Below are 20,135 nucleotides of genomic sequence, written 5' to 3' on the forward strand. Positions count from 1 at the left end.
AACTTGACTATTCCACAGTCACTGCTCCAGTCTGTCACCCGAATGAGTGACATATTTCCGCCCAGGCCCCTCCCCCGTGATGGTGTTGCCGAGCTTGCCGCCGCTGTTGTGCGGCCGGATTTTGCCCGCCATCTGCTAGGCTACATTCGCACCGCGGCCGAGATCGCCAATTTTGGCACCTTTTATGTCCCGGACATGTCCCGCCCAGCGCCGGTGCTATCGATCTGGGCCGGAGAGATGAGCGGCTATTGGTTCAACCGCAATGCCAGCACGATCCTGAAAAACGAGCGCCTGATGCAAAGCATTCTGCAACGGATCCATGCCGCCGAGGGCGGCGGTCTGGTGATCGAGCGCTGGCGCCCTAGCCCGGATGATCCGATCAGCCCGATCTATGCCCGCGATCAGGTGATCGAACGGGTCACGGTCTCCTCCCTGAACGACCGCGTGGGGTTCCAGTCTTTCTTTTTGCGGGGCGAAAAATCCGGCTGGCTTAGCAGTCAGGACATGCAGCGCCTGCAACAGGTTCTGCCCCTGGCGCATGAGCTGATCGGGCTGCGCCATCGCATTGTCGGGTCAGCCGCCATCGGACAGGCGGCCAGCGGTCGCGCCTCTGCCCTACGTGAGCGGGACGCCGGCCTCTTTGGCACGCTCACCCCGCGTGAAGCCGAGGTCTGCGATCTGGGCGTGCAGGGGCTGAGTGTCGCCGGCACCGCCCTGGAACTGGGGGTTTCCGAGAACACCATCCGCACCCTGCGTCGCCGCGCCTATGGCAAGCTGGGGGTTCATTCCTCGACCCAGATTGCCACCCTGATCCTCAATACCATCGGGTAAGGACCGAGGCCTCCGCTAGCCGCTGCGGCCCTTGAACTGCGCCAGCTCAACGCCACCGGCCTGTAGACTGTTGCGCACGGATTTTGCCAGCTCTACCGCCTCGGCGGTGTCGCCATGCAGACAGATGGTATCAATCGAGGTGGCAATGCGCTTGCCGCTTTCGGTAATGATCGCGCCTTCCTGCACCATTTGCAGGATACGCGGCCCGGCCAGTTCTGCATCATGGATCACGGCCCCCGGCAACGCGCGATCCACCAGCGTGCCGTCATCGTTATAGGCGCGATCAGCAAAGATCTCGCCACACCAGTTGCAGCCCAGATCGCGCACCACGTCCTCCATCGCGGTGGCGGCCAGCACCATGATGATGATATCCGGGTCCACTTCCAGCGCCGCCTCATAACAGGCCCGCGCCATGGCGTGATCAACGCAGGCCATATTGGACAGCGCCCCGTGCAATTTCAAATGCCGCACCTGGGCGCCTTGTGCTGCCGCCATGCCCCGTGCCGCACCCAGCTGGTAGCGCACCATATTGCCCAGGCTGGCCGGGGTCATCTGCATCTTGCGACGGCCAAAGCCCTGCAGATCCGGGAAACCAGGATGCGCCCCGACACCCACGCCGTTGTCGCGGGCCAGCGCCATGGTGGCAGCCATCACATCTGCATCGCCCGCATGGAAACCACAGGCGATATTGGCTGAGGTCACAATATCCAGCAGTGCGGTGTCGTCGCCCATGGTCCAGGGGCCAAAGCTTTCGCCCATATCCGCGTTGAGATCGACAGTTTTTGCCTTGCTCAGATTGACCACGTCAGTGTTGCTCATGTGATGTCTCCAGATTCAAAAGGGTCCGCCTCTGCCGAGACCACCCCGCTGACCAGTTGAAAAGAAAGCAGATCCTGCATCATCGCCGGATCACGCAATAAGGGCTTGCAGGCCGAAGGCAGCGCTTTCACCAAAGCATCCTGTTTGGCCTGGATCGCCAGCCCCTCGTCCAGAGTGACCCAGGTGAATTGCAAATCTGTTCCGGCCTGGGCCTGGGCCACCTTGCTCAGATCACAGGGCAAAACCGTGCCAATCCGTGGGTAACCCCCAGTGGTTTGCGCCTCGCGCAGCAGCACAAAGGGTTTGCCATCGCCGGTCATCTGTACATCCCCCGGCAGGATCACCTCAGACAGAATATTGAGCTGCCCCGCAGCCGAGAACCCCGCCCCGTCAGAAGTCATCTCGACCCCCATCCGATTGGCCCGGCTGCCACGCCTAAAAGCGGTATCGGCAAACCGTGCCCGCACCTCGGCGGCAAATAGGTCGGACTGAAAGCCCTCAACAATCCGCAATGCCCCGCCCTGAAATCGATCCTCGGCTGCCAGCCCAAGTCCGACTTCGCGACCACGGTCTTCACCGCAGGGCAGCACATCGCCCACGGCAACAGGGCTGCCCAGGCCAGACATCACATGCACCGCGCGGGCGCCAAGCAGCACCTCGCTGGCGATGCCACCACCCAGATGCAGATAGCCATATTGTCCCTTGCGCGCGGCGCCGATCTCCAGCTTTTGCCCGGCCCACATCTGGTGCGAAGCATTCCAGGCAAGGCTTTCGCCATCAAGGCTCACCTGCATCGGCGCCCCTGTGAGGGCAATGCGCAGGGGGCCGGTTGCCTCAAACAGCCCGCCGATGCCGGCCATCTCCAGCGCCGCCAGGTGGGTATCCTGCCGCAACAGGGCCGCGCCTTCGGCCAGGGCCAGTAGATCAGCCGCCCCGCCGCGGGAAACCCCCTGCTGCAACTGTCCCGGGCGCCCTTGATCCTGGATCAAGGCAAGCGGGCCAATGCGAAGAACCTTGAGCGCACTCATGCTGGGATCTCCTCGCGGCTGGCGCCACCAAAATGGCTGTCTTCCACACAGAAGCGATCATAGTCGGATCTGGTGACCGGGGTAAAAATCATCTCATCCCCGGGCCGCAGGGCGATGGGTTCGGGCCTGCCCAGCTGAAAGCCACGAAACCCGGTTTGACCGACGTGACGCCAGCCTGTTGGCGCGGTGGTGGCAAAGAGCACAAACTGGCTGATCGCCAGCACCAGCGCCCCAACGGGCACCTGTGGTGTCAGCTCGGTCTGGCGCGGCAGGTTCCACTCCGCCCCGAGAGGCCCCAGATAGGGCTGCCCCGGCGCAAATCCAATGGTCAGAACCCGCACCCGCGCGCTGCCCAAGCTGTCAATCGCCTGGGTCTCGCTCATGCCGGCGGCATCGGCGGCTTCGGCCAATTGCGGCGCCAGATCGGTGCCAAACACCGTCGGCACCCGCCACAAACGACGCCCTGCCGGCAGGGGCGCCTGTTGCCAGTCCTGTTGTTTCAGCAGGTCCCAAAGCAGATCTTGCAGGGCTTCATGGCGCAGCACTGTCCTGTCAAAACGCAGAAAAACAGAGGCCAGCGAGGTCGACACCTCCGCAACCCCGGGCCAGGCGCTGGCCTTCACCGCTTCACCAAAGGCCAGGGTAGCGCGGTTGGAAGACTCGCTCAGCGCATCTGAAAAAGTCACCAGCATACCTTCCAGCCCAGCGGTGCGAATGATCGGAAAACGCGACGTGTTTTGTGTCACCTGATGCCCCCAGAAAAGTGTGGCGCCACCGTCGCGGCAGCTCTGGCTGGTGTCAATATTGCTTTTGCCGCAGGCACGCGCTTGCGCAACGCAATAGGTTTTCCTACCAGCTGGTGCCAGATGATAACCTAGCCCATGAAATCGCAAACGGCCCGGAGATCCAGGCCGCTGCGTTTATAGGGTTTTCAGACCAGAAGTATCGGGGTCAATGCCCCCGAAAGGGCAGTGCCGGCCGGGATCAAAAATCATCCCACCCCGGAGTTTCCCCATGTGCTGATGCCGCAGAAGTGACCACCTGCGCCCCGGTGCCTGTGTGTAACATTGCGGGCGATGAACTGTTCTTGTGCTGAGCCGACACCGCAGGCATCTGCACCACGTTTGACCCGCTTTCAGCGTTCACCTTGAAGGCGGCCAATTGCTGGGTCAATTGCCCGGCATCGTTGGACAGGGTCAGGCTAACAGCCGTCGTTTCTTCGACCATGGCCGCGTTCTGCTGCGTCACCTGATCCATTTGCGTGACGCCGGTGTTGATTTCCGAGAGCGCCGATGACTGTTCAGCTGCGCCGCGCGCGATTTCACCGATATGCACGGTAATGGTACCAACGCTTTCAATGATGCGCTCCAGCTCTGCGCCCGTTTCTCCAACCAAACCAACACCACTGCCCACATGATGTTGGCTCTGGTCGATCAGATCTTTGATCTCGCCTGCGGCTTGGGCGGAGCGCTGTGCCAGTCCGCGTACCTCTGAGGCAACAACGGCAAAGCCACGCCCGGCCTCCCCGGCGCGCGCGGCTTCGACCCCGGCGTTAAGCGCCAACAGATTTGTCTGAAAGGCAATGTCATCAATGACTGTGATGATTTTGGCGATTTCATCAGAAGAGCCTTCAATCTTTGACATGGCCTCAATTGCCTTGCCAACCACAACCCCGCTCTGAGTGGCAACAGTCTGCGCCTCGCCCACAATTTCTTCAACCCGTTTTGCCCCATCAGCAGAGGACTTCACGGTTGCGGTCAGCTCCTCTAGCGCTGCAGCGGTTTGTTCCAATGTTGCCGCCTGGCTTTCGGTGCGCTGTGACAGATCACTCGAGGACTGGCTGATCTCACCCGCCGTCCGCCCCACCCCAACAGAGACGGTTTTGGCATTGGTCACCGTGGCTTCCAGCTGTTCAACGGAGTCATTGAACGCCTTGCCGAGATGTCCGATGTCAGGAATATCCGACACCTCAACCCGGTGAATGAGGTTGCCATCGCGCAACGCCTCCAGCCCTTCGGCAATCACCCCAAGGCCACGACGCCGCGCGGTCACATCACTGGCAACTTTCACCACCCGCTCCAGAGTGCCATCAGCTCCGAGGCAGGACGCATATGTGGCCTGGATCCAGATTACCGATCCATCCTTCGCCAATCGCGGGAATTGGTCGGTAATATCCTCGCCCTTACCCAACCTTTCCCAGAAAGCGGCATAGTCTGGGCTTTCAACAAAATCCTTGGCTACAAACATCGAGTGATGCTTGCCAAGGACTTCCTCCAAGTCATACCCCATGACCGTCAGGAAGTTCTTGTTCGCGGTTAATATTTTGCCCTGAGGGTCAAACTGGATAGTCGCCTGAGTGCGGTCGATCAAACCTGCGATAACTTTGTCCGTCTCAATTTCGGAGATCTCTTTTTGAGACTTTTTATTAAAAAACAATGCCCTACTCCGCGCTTAACTTATTCTCCAATTGCGAAGTAACTAACATTCCAAGTCCTTTTTTTGTCTTAATTTTAGTCATCAATCACAGCGCAACAGCCCCTGTCAGGTCATGTTTACGGAAAAATAACTGGCCACGCCCCTATTTTGCACTCTCAAAATTGCTCAGCTCCAAGGCCAATCCAGGCGCAGCACACCGATCATCCCCTGTGCGTTCTCGCGGCAATTGCACCAAAATCATGCACAAAGCACCCCAGCCATGAGGGGGAATTTCAGAGAAAGTGAACTTGCAAAGGGTCCAGGCCTGCGCCCCCAAAGACCCGAATGGCCAAGGTCGCCCGGGACAGGGCCTCAGCTGCGCTTCAACGACGGCAGGTCCTGGTTTGGATCACTCATCAACGCTTGCAGCTCGGCATTGCCACCCACAAGACTCTGATCAACAAAGATCATCGGAAAGGTCGGCCACCCCGACCACATCTTGATTGCCAGTCGCCTGTGCCACTGCGCGGTGTAGCTGCCGTATTCTAGATAGGTGAAGGGAATGCCTGCCGCTTGCAGCGATTTGCGCGCTTTTGACACCACAGGATTATATTTCATCCCCACCACGACAACCCCATTGCCAGAGACCGCGTCCATGACCTCTTGCACGGTGTCCTGGTGGTAGATGCTGATCATCTCTTCGATGGCAGGATGAACGGCATCGGGGTTTAGCAGGTTACGCATGGGGCACTCTCTTAGGTGGTTTATGTGGAGACTTTGGTCGTTCCAGCTCTGTTGCGCTGGACATAGGCCACTCGCTACCTGACTTCTCTCAAGGCGCACAGGAGCAATCCGAGCTCACCATGGAACAGGCCACACTCCGCCGACACCTTGAGGCCATTTCGAAGGGGTTTAGCCGGCCAGCGCAGGCGTCGCGGCCTCACTCCCATTCCATCTGCATGTAGACGTTCTGTGCGTTTTTCCGAGAGATCTGCTCAAAAACCTCTAGGTAGCTGAACTGAGACTGGTCAATATGGGTCCCTTCCTCGATGGATCCGCCCGCCTCGATCACTTTGCCGATCTCGCTGCGCAGATGTGACAGGTAATCACGGGTTTCCGCCCGCGCCTGTGCCATATCCGTGGCTCTGCCATGGCCTGGCACAATATGCTTGGCGCCAAAGGCCGCCATGGCATCAAACGCCTCCAGCCAGCTGGCGCTATCCCCTGCCGGGCCGATCCCCAACATGCGATCGACATAGACAATATCACCTGTGAACATGACCTCCTGATCTTGCAGCCAGACAAAACTGTCACCCAGAGTATGGGCCGAGCCGCGGTGCATGATCTCAAAGCTCTTCTGGCCCAGATCCAACTGGTATTCGGTTTCAAAGGTGATATCGGCAAAGGACGGTTCTGTGCCCTCAAGGCCGTCCCCCAGGAAATGGGTCAGGGCTGACATCTGCAGCGAAGCCCGGTCTTTGTGATCCATGACCGCCGCCTCTGAGGCGATGACAGTTGCGCCCTGTGCCTGCCAATAGCCATTGCCAAGCCAGCGATGGTCCTGCCCACCAGTGTTGATCACATATTTCACCGGCTGATCAGTGAGCCCACGCACCACCCCGTGCAGTGCCTCTGCGCCCGCCCAGGACCCGCCTGGATCAACCAGAACCGCGCCAGCACCGGTTTCGACCAGACCAAAGGTTGCGTTGTTGGCGTGATTGTCCGGGTTGCGCTGCGCAGTTGGACCAACGATAGCCCAGATCCCCGGCACTACCGGCTGAACGTCAAGGCTCTGCCCGGAGGCAAAGCCGGGGAGAACAAGCGCGGCGACAGTAACAATGGTACGGATCATGGCAGGGCATCTTTCACTTATACGCAGAGCTGCATCTGCCAAGCACCCTAGTCACCACATTCCAAAAACAAAATGCGGCATTCTACCCTGTCCCCGGTTTACAGCGCAAAACCCATGCTGATGGGCGGCTATGGGGATAAACCTGCCGTCTGCGGGACTGAAGACAACGGCTGCTCTCCGCCCGTCACTCCAAATCAACAAAGATCTGCGAGGCAACACCAGCTTCAAGCAGCGCCTCCTTGATCTCATCAATTGCGCCGACGTCGGCTGAGCTGACGATGACCACATCGTTGACCACCAGTGAATACAACGGCGCGTCGGGCTCAAGATTGGCCAAGTATTTCTCTGCAGCCAGTTGAGACTTCGGGCCCCACTTGCCGTCATAGGAGACGCCAATCGTATACTGTACGTCCATGATCATTTCTTTGCTGACGGATTTGCCTTCGTTCAGATCCAGCAGGGCACTTTGCAGCGTTGCTTCATCCGAGATGCGCTCCGGAATGAACACGTTCGTGCAGGTCTCGACCTCTCTATATTTGGTGACTCTATTCCTGCTGGTTTCATTGGCGATGGCTCCGCCAACGATCGCACCGACTGCAGCGCCGGCATTCTTGTCGGTCACAACCTTGCCGATCACACCGCCTACAATCGCACCGCCGATTACTTTTTCTGGGCTCCCGCCTCTCACGGTTTCCTGATACGGCACCGATTTTGTCTCACATCTTACCTCGTAAGAACCGGCAAATGCCTGCGTAGTCATCAGCAATCCCGTTGCCGCTGTCGCCAAAAGTTTCATGTCCCGTTCCTCCATAGGCAGGTCAAGCTAATCTAGCCCTTCCTGCAGTTCACGACCATCACCTGTTCACCGCCTGACCTGTTCACCACCTGGCGCCGCAACCGCTATCGCCGGTTATCCAGTCTGCTCCCTCAATCTTAGCTTCGCCCCCATCTGTTATTCAATATCAACGCAGAATTCTGTCAGCTCTACTGAAGAGAACCGACGTTTTGACAAACAGACCCAAAGCATTCAACGTGGCTCTATGCAGAGATTTTTCGCAATAGGGTTATGTGTATGTGCCTCTGCCGCTGCGCTGGCAACTTTCGTTTGGGTAAGTGCAGATGAACCACAGCACTTCACTGCTGATGAGCTGATAAAACTGACCTGCCACGCGCTAGGCCAGCGCCATGAGGAGGTCATTTTTGACTACCATGACGCCGAGATTGCCCACTATCGCCGGACAGGTGCGTTTCATGATGACCTTGGATTGCCTTCCGAAGACGTTGTGCCATATGCGGTTTTGATCAAGCGGTTTATGCAGGACAACCACTTCACAGTCGCCGACCTTTCTACCACATCGTCTTCAACGCCTCTTCTGGACTCGGGTTTCTATTATGAAACATCGGCAATATGCGCGGCAAATCCATCGTGGCAAGCCATTGACGCAATGCGACAAGCGGCAATAAATCTTGGCTTGATTGACGGCCAGGCCGATCAATAGCGGCCAGTGCAATCAGGGTATCGAACCATGGGCCTGATATTGAATATGATAGGAGCGCCAGGGTTATGCGGCGGAATTTGAGTGTTTGTGCTGTCGTTTGCAGCACGCTTTTGGGGAGCCTGGCACAGGCGGGTTGCCCGGCGGGGCAGGAAGCCTTCACCTCCTGCCAGATCAAAGGGCGCAACACCGAAGTTCGTGTTTGCTTTGATGATCAGGTCGCAACCTATCGCTATGGACCGATTGACGGCGCCCCTGATTTAACCCTTTCGGACACTGTGGCGCATGTGGATTTCGAGCCGTGGTCTGGCTTAGGGAAAGCTATCAGCGAGACAGTAACTTTTTACAACGGTGCTTTTAGCTATCAGATCGGCGGGGGATTTGAGCGGCCGTTTTCCGACGAGGAGATGCAGCTTGGTCCGCGACGCTTTGGCTGGATCGACGTTGCCCAGAACGGTCAAAGCCTGCGCAGGCTGGAATGTCTCCCCGACACGGTGACCTATGGGTTTGGCGGCGGGCTCTATGATGCCAAGGTGGCTGCTGGCCTGGTATGGGACGACGATTCAAAAACATGGCTGCGGGAGGCCGTGGTGCAGGAGCCAATTTTGCTGTCGGACACCAGCGGCGGGTGCTTGCTGAGCAGTGAATTCATGCTTGGCGGTGTCGCAATGGGGGATCCTGTGGCGACACTTGCCAAACTTGGATCACCCGAAGCGAGCGGCGTGTTTCTTCCCGATGGCCGCGAGCTTGAACGGATCACAGCGCATGGTCTCAATATCGACGTTCTTGATGGGCTGGTGATTGCCATGCAGGCCACGGATGCGGCCTGGGATATGCCATCAGGGCTGCGGGTTGGACTGACGCGAGGAGAGGTGATTGCGATATTGGGCCGTGTGCCGAGTGGTGAGGCCCCAACGGCAGAGAGATACAACGCCCTCGTTTGTTCAGAAGCGCCGCAAGATATCGCAAACTGGTATGCCGCCATTGGCTTTGGGCCAGACAAACGTGTTGAAAGCATCAATTTCATAACTCTTGCACCCTAGAATTGCGGTTCAGGCGCAGGATGGTTCAGCCACGACCATCAATAGCCTGCCGTTTTCACGCCGTCACCTGTGTCGCCTGTCAGGGTTTGCATGCAAAAACCTGTGGTAACAAAGCCCCCCTGTGCTTCGCTGCAATCCCTGCCGCCGTCTTTTCACCTCGCACTGCCACAGGCGCGACCGTGGCCTTAAACTAATCTGGAAAACGGCCTTTCTTGGTCCTTTGCCTATCCTGCATTCAAGGTTGAATATATCTTAGCACGCTGTCCGGTTTTTCCGGACCACGTCACAGGCCTTTGATTGGTCTGTCTGCCACAAGCCGCATGCCCAGATGCGCGGGGGGCGTGCCAACGGCGCAGCCTCCACGCGCCGGGTCGCGGATGAGATAGGACATCGCCGCAAGGTGTTCACCGCCGACAATAAACGCCGGGCAACGGGCCGGGTCCACGCCCTCTGATGCGCCAGCATAGCACTCTTGCGTCCATTCCCAGACACTGCCGTCAAGGTCAACAATGCCCTCCGGCGATGTCGAAAAACTGCCTTGCGGTTTCAGCGCGCGGGGCGCGATGCCCTCTATCAGATATGTAGAAGCCCATGTCAGCGAAGGATCGGTAAAGATTGGATCGGGTGCATCTGGCAAAACGGACGCGGCCATGTGATCCCATTCGATGGCGGTGGGAAGACGAAATGTCTGACCGGAAACTTCGTTGACCCAAGAAAGATATTCCTGAACGTCAACATAGCTGAGGCCTGTAGCAGGTGTGATCGCTGGGTCTTGATCGGGTCTTGCGCGCAGTGCAATTGAGCACGCGTTGTCCGCATGGCACATATTCCATTCGGCAACGGTGACTTCGTGACGTTGGACATACATGGCACTGCCATCTGGCAGGATCACAGGCCGATCGGACATGACAGGAACAAATGTGGCATCGGGGGCGCGCTGCCAGAGCACGCCCCCGACAAGACCTGCCGCCAGAACCCCGAATGCCGCAAAACGAAGGGACGTCTTGAGATTGGAACTGAGGTTTTGGACGGCAGGCATGATCGTTTCCCTTTTTGTCGGTGTTTAGGTTGTAAATTCGCGCGGAGCGATGACCTGCTCCATCAGCTCATTGTCCCACTCACCATCGACGACAAAGTGTGCGGTTGCCCCCAGCATGACGCCTTCGATCAGGTTGTGGTTGACGTAGGCATAGACCCCGGGTTGCTCAAAAGTGTACATTGCCGCCACAGCGCTGCCGCCGCGCACGAACCAGGTTTCCATGCCTTGCAGCGGATCGTCGGTGAAGGACGATTCCCAGACATAGTTGCCGTGGCCACCGATCAGGTGCGGCCGCGAGTCCCGGTTGGCCTGGTTGTGGATCATCAGAACGGTTTCGCCGACATTGGCTTTTAGCGCGTGTTCGCCAGTCAAGGCACCCACTGCGCCGTTGAACACCGAATGGGTCGGGATCAGGCTGCGCATGGCCTCAAGGCTGTCCGAATAGTCGTCTCCGGCAACTTCATATTGGCGGTAGTCACCGTTTTCGTCCATCGGCAGGTAATAATCCTGTTCACCGATGTAGGCGATGCTGTCATAGCGCAGCGGATTGCCGTCCTTGTCCTTAAGCCCGTCGCGCGGCAGCACCATGACGGCGCCGTTCATCCCGTGGGTCACGTGATAGGGGATCATCGCGCCGCCGGGGGCACAGTGATAGGTAAAGCAGCCCGGCTTGGTCGCTTTCCAGCGCAGCACGGTTTCTTCACCAGGAAAGACGTGGGTCAGACCCCCGCCGCCCAAAGCGCCGGTTGACGCGTGGAAGTCGATGTTGTGCTCCATCATACTGTCAACGGGGTTGCGCAAGGTCAGTTCGATCATGTCGCCTTCGTGGCAGATGATGAGCGGGCCGGGCACTGAGCCGTTGTAGGTCAGCGCCCAGATCGACGCGCCGGTATCCTCATCCACCACCATCAGGCGTTCCTCGGTCTCCATAGTAATTTCGATAATTTTTGGACCGCCTGTGGCAACCTGCTCATGCACCGGCGCAAAGGGAGGCGCGACCAACTCTTGTTTGACGCGGGTATAGCCTGACAGATCGGTTGGCTTAGCGGTTGTGGTAGCCTCTTGCTGACCGGAAGCTGTGTAGATTTTAGCGGACGCGGCGTTGATGGCACTCATCCGAGGCATGCGCGGCGCGCGCGGTGCGGACATGGCGCCGGCCCCTGTCATTGCGGCCGCCCCGGCCAGCACGCTTCCGCGCAGCATATTGCGGCGGCTTGTTTTCATAAGGCCGGGGTTGATGAACTTGGTCATAGCTTTCTCCTGACAATGATTGGCGGTGTCGGGCCACAGTGCCCGAACACCGGTAGATGGCTAGAAATTGGCGAGCTGCGCTTCAAAGCGTTCCTTGGCTTTGCGCGGGATGCGTCCTTCAAGAAAATCAGCGGGCACTTCGGCGTCGCCAACGGCAATGGTCATCACCATGCCCATGGCGAAGTGCGGTTTGCAGATGACGCCGTAGTAGCCTTCGGTTTCGAGCGTGACCTCGATCTCTTTATTGATCTTGCCGGCAAAGCCTTCGGCACCTTCGGGGATCATCCCGTCAACGGTTTCGGCGTTGTGACCGCGGGATGCGGCAACGAATTTGATTGTGTCGCCCGGCTGCGCCTGAACGAAGGCGGGTTCAAACACCATGCGTTCGCCATCGCTGCCCTTGTTGAGCATCTGAACCTCGATGGTTTCAGCAAACGCAGCGCTGCCCATTAGGGTGGCAAGAGCAAGACCTGTTGCAAGTTGGCGGATCATCGTCGTTTCCTTTTCAAATCGTGATGTCGTTTGATCTGAAGACTACTGGATCGCACCAAGGACAATTTGCTCTGGCACAAACTACTTGGTGATTTGCGACGCGTATTGTCGTGAACTCAATGTGGCGCAGGATCGGGTTGTGTGGCATGACATAGGACATGGACAATATGCCTTTGCGAAAAACCCTGCCGCGGCTTGACGAAAGCCTGCTGACGCATCTGCCTCCGTTTTCGCGGTTGGATCGACGTCAGATTCGCACGATCCTCGATCTGGCCACCGCACGGCGATACGATGCGGGAACTGCGATCTTTGAAGAAGGTCATCCGGCAGAACGGTTCTATATGCTGCTGGATGGATATGTGCGGGTCATTCGGATCACGCCGACAGGTGAACAAGTGACGGCCCTGCATATCCCGGCCGGTCAGCTGATGGGTATCGCCAAGGCCATTGGCCGCGATACCTATCCTGCCACGGCCCTATCCGCGACGGAATCAATTGTACTGAGCTGGCCGACGCGGCTTTGGGACAGGTTCATCGCTGACTATGACGGGTTTGCGACCGAAACCTACAAGACGCTTGGTTTCAGGCTTGCTGAAGTCCAAAGCCGTGTCGTGGAAATGGCCACGCAGCAGGTCGAGCAGCGTGTCGCAAATGCGCTTCTGCGGCTGATCAATCAGACGGGGCGCAAGGTGGACGGTGGGATCGAGATTGATTTTCCGATCACGCGCCAGGACTTGTCCGAGTTGACGGCGACCACGCTGCATACAGCCAGCCGCCTGCTAAGCGGATGGGAAAAGCAAGGGCTTGTTCAAAGCAAGCGCAAGCGCATCACGGTCTGTGATCCGCATGCGCTGGTGGTGCTCAGTCAGACCTAGCACGGGCAGACCGAGCACGGACAGACCGATCCCGGATCACGCCAGACCGGCGGCCGTTATCAATTCAGCAAGAAACACTTCTTCATCAAGATGATATTCCGCGCAGGCGTCTGCAATGGTGTGGAATGGACTGACGAGACAGCCGACACACAGCATTTTGTGCCGGACAAAGACGGGAATTGTCTGCGGCCATTTGGTCATCAGGTCGGCCAAAGCCAGGTCCGGATCGTCGAGATTGGAGTGACGCATAGAGTGCTCCTTTCACAATGCACTCTATTGTTCCAATCGCTTCAAACGTTGCGCTGGCGCAAACTTCGCCACCAACCTTGATCGTAAAACTGGCCATCCCGAGTTCAAGGAGGCCGTAAAATGGCTGAATTTCTAACAAAATCGCGGGCGCGCAACATCTTCTACGGAGGCTCGATTTTCTTTGTCGTGGTCTTTGTGGTGATGACCGTGCAGTCGCACCGATACGTGGTGACCACGTCGACAGCGGGCATGCCGCTGAGTGAAGAGGTCATCCACGGCAAACACGTGTGGGAGCGGAACTCCTGCATCAACTGTCACAGCCTGCATGGCGAGGGCGCCTATTTCGCCCCCGAGGTCGGCAATGTGATGACCCGCTGGGGCGTGCTGGATGATCCAGAAGGTGCCTTCGAAATACTCAAAGGATGGATCGAGGCGCAACCCAGCGGCATCGAGGGCCGTCGCCAGATGCCCCGCTACGAAATGACCGACGAAGACATCCGCGGTCTCGCCGAATTCCTGCGGTGGGCTGACCAGACAGACACGCAGGGCTGGCCGCCCAATGACGCAGGATAAGGAGGGCATACAAATGAAATATCAATCTCAAAGTGTGGCGTACTGGTACTTTCTGGCCGCGATGGCGCTGTTCGGCATTCAGGTGCTGGGCGGATTGCTGGCGGGCTGGGTCTATGTCTCGCCCAACTTCCTGGCAGAGCTTCTGCCGTTCAACGTGATCCGCATGATTCACACCAACGCGCTGATTGTCTGGCTGCTGCTGGGCTTCTTTGGTGCGGCCTATTTCCTGATACCCGAAGAATCCGAGCGCGAAATCTGGTCACCAAAGCTGGCCTACATCCAGCTGATCATTCTTCTGGTCGGCACGCTTGGGGCGGTCGGCTCCTACCTTGTCGGCATCCACGGCGGGCGTGAGTTTCTCGAACAACCGCTATGGGTCAAATTCGGCATTCTCGTTGCCGCGCTGATCTTCCTTTTGAACGTGTCAATGACAGTACTGGCGGGCAAGAAGACCGCAATCACCAACGTGCTGCTGATGGGGCTATGGCTGCTGTCGCTGCTGTGGGTGTTTGCTTTCATCAACCCTGACAACCTGTCACTGGACAAAATGTACTGGTGGTTCGTCGTGCACCTTTGGGTCGAAGCGACCTGGGAATTGGTGATGGCCGCGATTCTGGCCTTCCTGCTGCTCAAGCTCACCGGCGTTGACCGCGAAGTGGTGGAAAAATGGCTTTACGTCATCGTTGCCACCGCGCTGTTCAGCGGCATCCTCGGCACCGGGCACCATTTCTACTGGATCGGTCTGCCGGGATACTGGCAGTGGGTCGGTTCGATTTTCTCCACCTTCGAGGTGATCCCCTTCTTCCTGATGATGAGCTTTGCCTTCGTCATGGTGTGGAAAGGCCGCAAGAACCACCCGAACAAGGCAGCGCTTCTGTGGTCGCTCGGGTCCTCCACCGTCGCGTTCTTCGGCGCGGGTGTCTGGGGTTTCCTGCACACCTTGCACGGGGTGAACTTCTACAGCCACGGCACGCAGATCACCGCAGCCCACGGCCACCTTGCCTTCTATGGCGCCTATGTGGCCCTAAACCTGGCGATCTTTACCTATGCCATGCCGATGCTGCGGCAGCGCGCACCCTATAATCAGGTGCTCAATATGGCGAGCTTCTGGCTGATGACCGGGGGGATGGCGTTCATGACCTTTGTGCTGACCTTTGCCGGCACCATCCAGACGCACATGCAGCGGGTGGTCGGTGACTACTACATGGAGGTGCAGGAAAGCCTGTCGATCTTCTACCTGATGCGGTGGGGCGCAGGCCTTGCGGTGGTGATCGGGGCAATCCTGTTCATCTATTCGCTGCTGGTCGTCCGCAAGTCCGAGGTCATCGCACCCGGCTCTGCCAACCCTGTGCCGGGAGAGTAAGCCATGAACATGCAAGTCACCCCACCCCTGCCGTTCTATCAGGCAACAGGCCGCGAATGCGATCTGTTCCAGACGGCCTATGACAACGGTTTGCCCCTTCTTCTGAAGGGGCCGACCGGCTGCGGCAAGACGCGCTTTGTCGAACACATGGCGGCAAAAATGGGCAAACCGCTTTATACGGTCGCCTGCCATGACGATCTGTCAGCGGCCGACCTGATCGGGCGTTACCTGCTGAAGGGCGGAGAGACCGTCTGGGTCGATGGACCTTTGACCCGGGCGGTGCGCGAAGGCGGCATCTGCTACCTCGATGAGGTGGTGGAAGCGCGTAAAGACGTCACCGTCGTTCTGCACCCTCTGACCGACACGCGGCGCACATTGATGATCGACCGCACGGGCGAAGAGCTGGTCGCCCCCAAGGACTTCATGCTCGTCGCCAGCTACAACCCCGGCTACCAGAACGTGCTGAAACGACTGAAGCCATCAACACGGCAACGGTTCCTGTCGGTGTCCTTCGACTTCCCCGCGGCCGAGACAGAGGTCGCTGTAGTCGCCGCCGAAAGTCGGCTCGAACCGGGGCGCGTTGCGCCATTGGTGCGGTTGGCCGGGCATATCCGCAGGCTGTCCGGCATAGACCTCGAAGAAGGGGTGTCCACCCGCCTGCTGATCTATGCCGCCACGCTGATGGCCGGTGGCATGGGCGTGGATCAGGCGCTCGAAGCGGCAGTGATCGAACCCCTGAGCGATGAACCCGATGTGCAGCAGGCGCTGCGCGATCTCGTCTCGACCATTTACGGATAAGACCCATGCACCTGCTTGACCTCATGGAGCCCGAAGAAACCGTTGGCAATCTCTGGCACGATATGGCCAGCGGGATCGGAGCAGAGGTGTCCTATCCCGAGGCCAGCATCTCGCTGGCCTCGGTCCGGCCCAGCCTCGCGGTGCTGTTTCGATCCCTTGGCGGTGCGCCGGGGGTGGACCTGTCCGAGGCGGCGGCCACGCTGGTCAAGCATCGTCAGCCCATACGGCGCAAGCTGGGGGCGGACCGTGACCATGAATGGGTGGCACGCTTTGATGGCGAAAGGCTTGCCTTGCCCCCATTCATCGCAGCGTTTCCCGATCCCGCGCTGAACCGGGCTGCGTATTTCTGGCTCACCGCGCTGGCGGCGCTGACGGATGTCTCCGGGCTAGATCTTTCGCCAGACGGGCCAGCGCAGGATTGCGCGCAAATCCGGGCAAATGCCGGTGCTGCGGATGCCGCTTATGCGGCCTGCCCCGGATTGCGGCAGGCCTATACCAAGATGGCAAAAGCCTGTGTCGCTGCCCGGCCAGACGTTTTGCGCCCCTCACAAGAGGCCGCGCTGGAAGCTGCCATTCGCGATCAGCTTTGCGGCGGGTCGCCGGTTCTGACACGTGAACCTGCATCGCACCGCTATATGCCAATCGCACCTGTCCCGATCTGGCTGCGCTTTGTACGACCCGGCTCTGGCGCGGCGGCCGAGGAAGAACAGGCTGCTGCTGCGGCACCTCCGCCCAATGCAGCACACACGGCGCGCAAGCTGGGCAATCGCAAGGATCAGGAGCAGAACAACCGCAAGGACAGCTTCATCATCCACCGCTTTGAATCGATCCTGTCCTGGGTTGAATCGATGAACATCAACCGCAGTGTGGATGATGACGATGATGAAAACGCTCAAAAAGCCGCCGACGATCAGGATGAGATCACGCTGTCCAAACAGGATCGCAAGGCAGCCACCCGCCTGCGTTTGCATCTCGATCTGTCCCCCGCCGATGCCGATCACGAGGCGTTGGCCGGCGAGCACACATACCCAGAATGGAACCACAGGTCGCGCAGCTACATGCCAGATCACTGCCGGGTTCTGGACGCACCTGCGCAACCAGGGAATACGATTTTTGCCCCCAATGAGCGAAGGATGCGTGAAGTACGCCGCCAGTTCGAGGCCCTGCGCCCACGTCGCGTTCTACAACCCCGTCAGGTGGATGGAACCGAGCTGGACCTCGACGCGCTGCTGACCGCGCGTGCCGACCTGCTGGCAACTGGGCGCGGCTCGGATCGCATATGGCAGTCCGCACGCCAGACCGAGCGCGATCTGTCGGTGGCCTTCCTCATCGACACCTCGCGATCGACTGAGGCGGCGATTGGCGACACTTCGGTGATCGCAGTGGCGCGCGAAGCGATGGCAGCCCTTGCGGGTGGCATTGACGCGGCGGGCGACCGGCTGGGCATCTGGGGCTTCTCCTCGCTGCGTCGCGACCGGGTATTTCTGACGCGTTGCAAGGGCTTTGAGGCCCCGATGTCCCCTGACATCACCGCCAATATCGGCGCATTGAAACCCGGGCATTACACCCGCCTTGGCACGGCAATTCGCCATGTCAGCGCACAACTGGCCGAGGAACCGTCGGCGCGTAAGCTGTTGATTGTGCTGACCGATGGAAAACCCAATGACCTTGATCACTACGAAGGCCAGCACGGTATTGAGGATAGCCACATGGCTGTACGCGAAGCCCGCAATGCGGGGCAAAGCCTGCATGGCATCATCATCGACGAAGACGGGCAGGACTGGTTTGCCCGTATCTTTGGGCGTGGTGGCTTTACCCTTTTGCCCAACCCGGAACGCCTGACCAAGGCGCTGCCGGACATCTACCGCACCCTGACACAGGAGACCTGACATGCGCAGTTTTATAACGCTCATCCTCTCAAGCCTTATCGCCTCTCCCGTCCTGGCCGGAGGTTTCGACCGCCCGATCCCGCAGGCGCAATCGGCAACCGCCGAATTCTGGTACGCGCTGGCCTGCCTTGCGCTGGTTGTAGCGATGGCTGCGGTGCAGCGGCTGGTATCGCGCAAATGACCCAAGCCGCGACAGCACGAGCCGGGTGGTCAACCGGGCAGATCGCGCTGGTTCTCTACCCGTTCGGGGCCGGGGCCGCAGCGGTGAATGTCTTTTTCGCCTCGCTGATCTTCAGTTGGGTGGGTGGCCCTGTTGCGTCGACCGCGTGGTCGATTGCGCTTGGGTGTCTCATCGGCGCGCCTGCCACATGGTATTTTTCCCGCCATATCCGACACCTGATGGATGTGGCCGACAGGACACCGGAAACATGAAGATCGAGATGAAAGACGGTCAGCCGACTGTGGATGCCATGGACGTGGCAGACCTGCTTGGCCTGAGTGCGGCTGACGTTCAGGCCAAGATGCGCGCTGAAGAGATCACAACCCGGTTCGAGACCGGAGTAGACGAGGATGCTGGCCGCATGCGTCTGACATTCTTTTACCACACCACGAAAGTGCGCCTGACCTGTTCCCAAGATGGCACGCACCTCAGGACCCAGCGCACAACGATCGGAGGTCGCTAATGGCACAGACATCGGCAGAGCAAATGCGCGCATGGCAAGGGCCTGCGCTGTTCAGCTACGGGTTTCGCCCCTTCTTTCTGTTCGGGACCATCTGGGCCGTGGTGGCGATGCTGGTCTGGTTGGCGGCTTTGACGGGCGCAATTGACCTGCCGACCCGCTTTGATCCTGTTTCATGGCACGCGCATGAGTTCCTGTTCGGCTATCTCGGGGCAGTGCTGGCGGGATTTCTGCTGACGGCGGTTCCCAACTGGACCGGGCGCTTACCGATGGTTGGCCGGCGTTTGGTGGCGTTGTTTACCCTGTGGGCCCTGGGCCGGATCGCCGTGTTCTTTTCCGCCCTGCTGCCTGCGGTGGTAGCACCTGTTGTCGATCTGGCTTTCCCGTTGGTTTTGGGGGGAATGATCCTGCGCGAAATCGTGGCGGGCAAGAATTGGCGCAACCTGATCGTACTGGCGATGTTGGCAATGTTCACGCTGGCCAATAGCCTGTTCCACTATGAGGCGCTGCGCGGCGACTATGCGGCACAAGGCATGGGTTTACGCCTTGGCCTTGCGACGGCGGTGATGATGATCGCGGTCATCGGTGGACGGATCATTCCCTCTTTCACCCGCAATTGGCTGGCCCGCACCGACAATCCCGCGCGCCCGGCACCGCCCATGCAGCGATTTGACAAGCTGGTTTTGCTGGCAGGTATCGTGGTCCTGCCCCTCTGGGTCGTGCAGCCTTTGGACAGACTGACGGGCATCGCCCTTGTCCTTTTTGGTGTCCTGCATCTTGCACGCCTGCTGCGTTGGCAGGGGCATCACACACTCAGCGAACCCCTGGTTTGGGTTCTGCATGTTTCGTACTTGTTCATCCCTGTGGGCGCCTTTGCCTTGGGGCTTGACCAACTGGCGAGCACTCCCGGTACTGCAAGCGCACAGCATTTGTGGATGGCCGGGGCCATAGGATCCATGACATTGGCCGTGATGACACGCGCCACGCTGGGGCACACCGGCCAAGAGCTGGTGGCAAATCGGATCACCGTCGTGATCTACCTGAGCCTGTTCGGGGCAGTCTTTGCACGGCTTTCGACCTCGCTATGGCTGGAAATGAGCTATGTGTCCGGCCTCCTGTGGCTCATGGCTTTTGCTGGCTTTGTCCTGGCGTATGGCCCTGCTCTGTTTCGCCAGAAACCGGCGAAGAGAGCCTGATCTGGGAGGGGTTTGCCGCAATATTTGTGCTGCTTCTTGCACCCCACTCTGTCCCGGTCCGGCTCTCGGCCAAATCATGGATCACCGCGCGGATCACGTCATTCAATTCTGACCCAAACCGAGAAGCCCCGCGAGCTTCTGGCTTGTCGTATTTACCCGCCTCAAACCGGTAGGCGCGATTCTTCCCAGCATCACGGATCGCTTGTGGGGGCCATTACTTGCTCTCAAGACGCTGTGTCGTTGCCG

At 58.9% G+C, this 20,135-nt stretch carries 23 protein-coding genes; 12 read left to right on the forward strand and 11 right to left on the reverse strand.

All coding sequences use genetic code 11. From position 1 onward, the window contains the following. Positions 1–42: 42 nt before the first annotated feature. Positions 43–831, forward strand: coding sequence for a helix-turn-helix transcriptional regulator (locus N1037_17900; protein UWS79105.1), 789 nt, complete (start codon positions 43–45; stop codon positions 829–831). Positions 832–846: 15 nt separating this feature from the next. Here N1037_17900 and N1037_17905 read toward each other — a convergent pair whose 3' ends face one another. The 7 genes from N1037_17905 to N1037_17935 all read right to left on the reverse strand — a co-directional run bounded on the left by N1037_17905 (position 847) and on the right by N1037_17935 (position 7,741). After that, a complete protein-coding gene (locus tag N1037_17905; GenBank protein UWS79106.1) occupies positions 847–1,650 on the reverse strand; it encodes a 5-oxoprolinase subunit PxpA in 804 nt (267 codons plus the stop codon). Continuing rightward, on the reverse strand, positions 1,647–2,678 hold the full coding sequence (locus tag N1037_17910; GenBank protein UWS79107.1) for an urea amidolyase: 1,032 nt from the start codon (positions 2,676–2,678) through the stop codon (positions 1,647–1,649). Before N1037_17910 ends, N1037_17905 begins: the two co-directional genes overlap by 4 nt. Continuing rightward, positions 2,675–3,370, reverse strand: a complete 696-nt coding sequence (locus tag N1037_17915; protein ID UWS81398.1) for an allophanate hydrolase subunit 1 — start codon at positions 3,368–3,370, stop codon at positions 2,675–2,677. Before N1037_17915 ends, N1037_17910 begins: the two co-directional genes overlap by 4 nt. 292 nt (positions 3,371–3,662) lie before the next feature. Next, on the reverse strand, positions 3,663–5,114 hold the full coding sequence (locus N1037_17920) for a methyl-accepting chemotaxis protein (protein UWS79108.1): 1,452 nt from the start codon (positions 5,112–5,114) through the stop codon (positions 3,663–3,665). A 351-nt stretch (positions 5,115–5,465) separates the two neighbouring features. Next, the gene (locus N1037_17925) at positions 5,466–5,837 is read right to left on the reverse strand and encodes a glutaredoxin (GenBank protein UWS79109.1); all 372 of its coding nucleotides are present in this window, start codon (positions 5,835–5,837) and stop codon (positions 5,466–5,468) included. A 196-nt stretch (positions 5,838–6,033) separates the two neighbouring features. After that, positions 6,034–6,945 carry an MBL fold metallo-hydrolase gene (locus tag N1037_17930; protein UWS79110.1) on the reverse strand — a complete coding sequence of 304 codons (912 nt, stop codon included), beginning with the start codon at positions 6,943–6,945 and terminating at the stop codon, positions 6,034–6,036. A 184-nt stretch (positions 6,946–7,129) separates the two neighbouring features. Beyond that, on the reverse strand, positions 7,130–7,741 hold the full coding sequence (locus tag N1037_17935; protein UWS79111.1) for a hypothetical protein: 612 nt from the start codon (positions 7,739–7,741) through the stop codon (positions 7,130–7,132). A 244-nt stretch (positions 7,742–7,985) separates the two neighbouring features. Here N1037_17935 and N1037_17940 point away from each other — a divergent pair, with 244 nt between their 5' ends. Together N1037_17940 and N1037_17945 are read left to right on the forward strand one after the other, a co-directional pair. Then, positions 7,986–8,444, forward strand: a complete 459-nt coding sequence (locus N1037_17940; GenBank protein UWS79112.1) for a hypothetical protein — start codon at positions 7,986–7,988, stop codon at positions 8,442–8,444. Between the two features lie 65 nt (positions 8,445–8,509). After that, positions 8,510–9,484 (forward strand): hypothetical protein, encoded by a 975-nt coding sequence (locus tag N1037_17945; protein ID UWS79113.1) that lies wholly within the window; start codon positions 8,510–8,512, stop codon positions 9,482–9,484. A 283-nt stretch (positions 9,485–9,767) separates the two neighbouring features. Here N1037_17945 and N1037_17950 read toward each other — a convergent pair whose 3' ends face one another. Genes N1037_17950 through N1037_17960 form a run of 3 tightly spaced genes read right to left on the reverse strand, consistent with a single transcriptional unit; the run spans position 9,768 to position 12,266 of the window. Then, a complete protein-coding gene (locus N1037_17950) occupies positions 9,768–10,523 on the reverse strand; it encodes a formylglycine-generating enzyme family protein (GenBank protein UWS79114.1) in 756 nt (251 codons plus the stop codon). A 24-nt stretch (positions 10,524–10,547) separates the two neighbouring features. Next, positions 10,548–11,774 carry a copper-containing nitrite reductase gene (gene nirK, locus N1037_17955; protein ID UWS79115.1) on the reverse strand — a complete coding sequence of 409 codons (1,227 nt, stop codon included), beginning with the start codon at positions 11,772–11,774 and terminating at the stop codon, positions 10,548–10,550. A gap of 60 nt (positions 11,775–11,834) precedes the next feature. Next, positions 11,835–12,266: a pseudoazurin gene (locus tag N1037_17960; GenBank protein UWS79116.1), complete on the reverse strand. Its 432-nt coding sequence runs from the start codon at positions 12,264–12,266 to the stop codon at positions 11,835–11,837. A gap of 167 nt (positions 12,267–12,433) precedes the next feature. Here N1037_17960 and N1037_17965 point away from each other — a divergent pair, with 167 nt between their 5' ends. After that, the gene (locus tag N1037_17965; GenBank protein UWS79117.1) at positions 12,434–13,141 is read left to right on the forward strand and encodes a Crp/Fnr family transcriptional regulator; all 708 of its coding nucleotides are present in this window, start codon (positions 12,434–12,436) and stop codon (positions 13,139–13,141) included. A gap of 36 nt (positions 13,142–13,177) precedes the next feature. On the opposite strand, the gene N1037_17970 is transcribed toward N1037_17965, so the two are convergent. Further along, complete coding sequence (locus N1037_17970) at positions 13,178–13,390, reverse strand: DUF1858 domain-containing protein (GenBank protein UWS79118.1); 213 nt, start codon at positions 13,388–13,390, stop codon at positions 13,178–13,180. 120 nt (positions 13,391–13,510) lie between these two features. On the opposite strand from N1037_17970, the gene N1037_17975 reads away from it, so the two are divergent. Genes N1037_17975 through N1037_18010 form a run of 8 tightly spaced genes read left to right on the forward strand, consistent with a single transcriptional unit; the run spans position 13,511 to position 19,889 of the window. After that, positions 13,511–13,963, forward strand: coding sequence for a cytochrome c (locus N1037_17975; GenBank protein ID UWS79119.1), 453 nt, complete (start codon positions 13,511–13,513; stop codon positions 13,961–13,963). Positions 13,964–13,976: 13 nt separating this feature from the next. Continuing rightward, positions 13,977–15,326, forward strand: a complete 1,350-nt coding sequence (locus tag N1037_17980; GenBank protein UWS79120.1) for a cbb3-type cytochrome c oxidase subunit I — start codon at positions 13,977–13,979, stop codon at positions 15,324–15,326. Between the two features lie 3 nt (positions 15,327–15,329). After that, complete coding sequence (locus tag N1037_17985) at positions 15,330–16,124, forward strand: CbbQ/NirQ/NorQ/GpvN family protein (GenBank protein ID UWS79121.1); 795 nt, start codon at positions 15,330–15,332, stop codon at positions 16,122–16,124. Between the two features lie 5 nt (positions 16,125–16,129). Continuing rightward, entirely contained in the window at positions 16,130–18,013 is a 1,884-nt protein-coding gene (locus N1037_17990; GenBank protein ID UWS79122.1) for a VWA domain-containing protein, read from the forward strand. A gap of 1 nt (position 18,014) precedes the next feature. Then, positions 18,015–18,194 (forward strand): protein NnrT, encoded by a 180-nt coding sequence (locus N1037_17995; GenBank protein ID UWS79123.1) that lies wholly within the window; start codon positions 18,015–18,017, stop codon positions 18,192–18,194. Then, complete coding sequence (locus N1037_18000; GenBank protein UWS79124.1) at positions 18,191–18,445, forward strand: NnrT protein; 255 nt, start codon at positions 18,191–18,193, stop codon at positions 18,443–18,445. Before N1037_17995 ends, N1037_18000 begins: the two co-directional genes overlap by 4 nt. Next, positions 18,442–18,696: a DUF6522 family protein gene (locus N1037_18005; protein UWS79125.1), complete on the forward strand. Its 255-nt coding sequence runs from the start codon at positions 18,442–18,444 to the stop codon at positions 18,694–18,696. The genes N1037_18000 and N1037_18005 overlap by 4 nt, the downstream gene beginning before the upstream one ends. Further along, positions 18,696–19,889: an NnrS family protein gene (locus N1037_18010; GenBank protein ID UWS79126.1), complete on the forward strand. Its 1,194-nt coding sequence runs from the start codon at positions 18,696–18,698 to the stop codon at positions 19,887–19,889. Before N1037_18005 ends, N1037_18010 begins: the two co-directional genes overlap by 1 nt. Positions 19,890–20,135: the final 246 nt, after the last annotated feature.

Origin of the sequence: Phaeobacter sp. G2 (assembly GCA_025163595.1) — a bacterium.
GTDB lineage: Bacteria > Pseudomonadota > Alphaproteobacteria > Rhodobacterales > Rhodobacteraceae > Pseudophaeobacter.

Bases quoted from the DNA above. Each gene is read 5' to 3' on its own strand.
- N1037_17900 (UWS79105.1), top strand. From the start codon at position 43: ATGAGTGACATATTTCCGCCCAGGCCCCTCCCCCGTGATGGTGTTGCC.
- N1037_17905 (UWS79106.1), bottom strand. From the start codon at position 1,650: ATGAGCAACACTGACGTGGTCAATCTGAGCAAGGCAAAAACTGTCGAT.
- N1037_17910 (UWS79107.1), bottom strand. From the start codon at position 2,678: ATGAGTGCGCTCAAGGTTCTTCGCATTGGCCCGCTTGCCTTGATCCAG.
- N1037_17915 (UWS81398.1), bottom strand. From the start codon at position 3,370: ATGCTGGTGACTTTTTCAGATGCGCTGAGCGAGTCTTCCAACCGCGCT.
- N1037_17925 (UWS79109.1), bottom strand. From the start codon at position 5,837: ATGCGTAACCTGCTAAACCCCGATGCCGTTCATCCTGCCATCGAAGAG.
- N1037_17930 (UWS79110.1), bottom strand. From the start codon at position 6,945: ATGATCCGTACCATTGTTACTGTCGCCGCGCTTGTTCTCCCCGGCTTT.
- N1037_17935 (UWS79111.1), bottom strand. From the start codon at position 7,741: ATGAAACTTTTGGCGACAGCGGCAACGGGATTGCTGATGACTACGCAG.
- N1037_17940 (UWS79112.1), top strand. From the start codon at position 7,986: ATGCAGAGATTTTTCGCAATAGGGTTATGTGTATGTGCCTCTGCCGCT.
- N1037_17945 (UWS79113.1), top strand. From the start codon at position 8,510: ATGCGGCGGAATTTGAGTGTTTGTGCTGTCGTTTGCAGCACGCTTTTG.
- N1037_17950 (UWS79114.1), bottom strand. From the start codon at position 10,523: ATGCCTGCCGTCCAAAACCTCAGTTCCAATCTCAAGACGTCCCTTCGT.
- nirK (UWS79115.1), bottom strand. From the start codon at position 11,774: ATGACCAAGTTCATCAACCCCGGCCTTATGAAAACAAGCCGCCGCAAT.
- N1037_17960 (UWS79116.1), bottom strand. From the start codon at position 12,266: ATGATCCGCCAACTTGCAACAGGTCTTGCTCTTGCCACCCTAATGGGC.
- N1037_17965 (UWS79117.1), top strand. From the start codon at position 12,434: ATGCCTTTGCGAAAAACCCTGCCGCGGCTTGACGAAAGCCTGCTGACG.
- N1037_17970 (UWS79118.1), bottom strand. From the start codon at position 13,390: ATGCGTCACTCCAATCTCGACGATCCGGACCTGGCTTTGGCCGACCTG.
- N1037_17975 (UWS79119.1), top strand. From the start codon at position 13,511: ATGGCTGAATTTCTAACAAAATCGCGGGCGCGCAACATCTTCTACGGA.
- N1037_17980 (UWS79120.1), top strand. From the start codon at position 13,977: ATGAAATATCAATCTCAAAGTGTGGCGTACTGGTACTTTCTGGCCGCG.
- N1037_17985 (UWS79121.1), top strand. From the start codon at position 15,330: ATGAACATGCAAGTCACCCCACCCCTGCCGTTCTATCAGGCAACAGGC.
- N1037_17990 (UWS79122.1), top strand. From the start codon at position 16,130: ATGCACCTGCTTGACCTCATGGAGCCCGAAGAAACCGTTGGCAATCTC.
- N1037_17995 (UWS79123.1), top strand. From the start codon at position 18,015: ATGCGCAGTTTTATAACGCTCATCCTCTCAAGCCTTATCGCCTCTCCC.
- N1037_18000 (UWS79124.1), top strand. From the start codon at position 18,191: ATGACCCAAGCCGCGACAGCACGAGCCGGGTGGTCAACCGGGCAGATC.
- N1037_18005 (UWS79125.1), top strand. From the start codon at position 18,442: ATGAAGATCGAGATGAAAGACGGTCAGCCGACTGTGGATGCCATGGAC.
- N1037_18010 (UWS79126.1), top strand. From the start codon at position 18,696: ATGGCACAGACATCGGCAGAGCAAATGCGCGCATGGCAAGGGCCTGCG.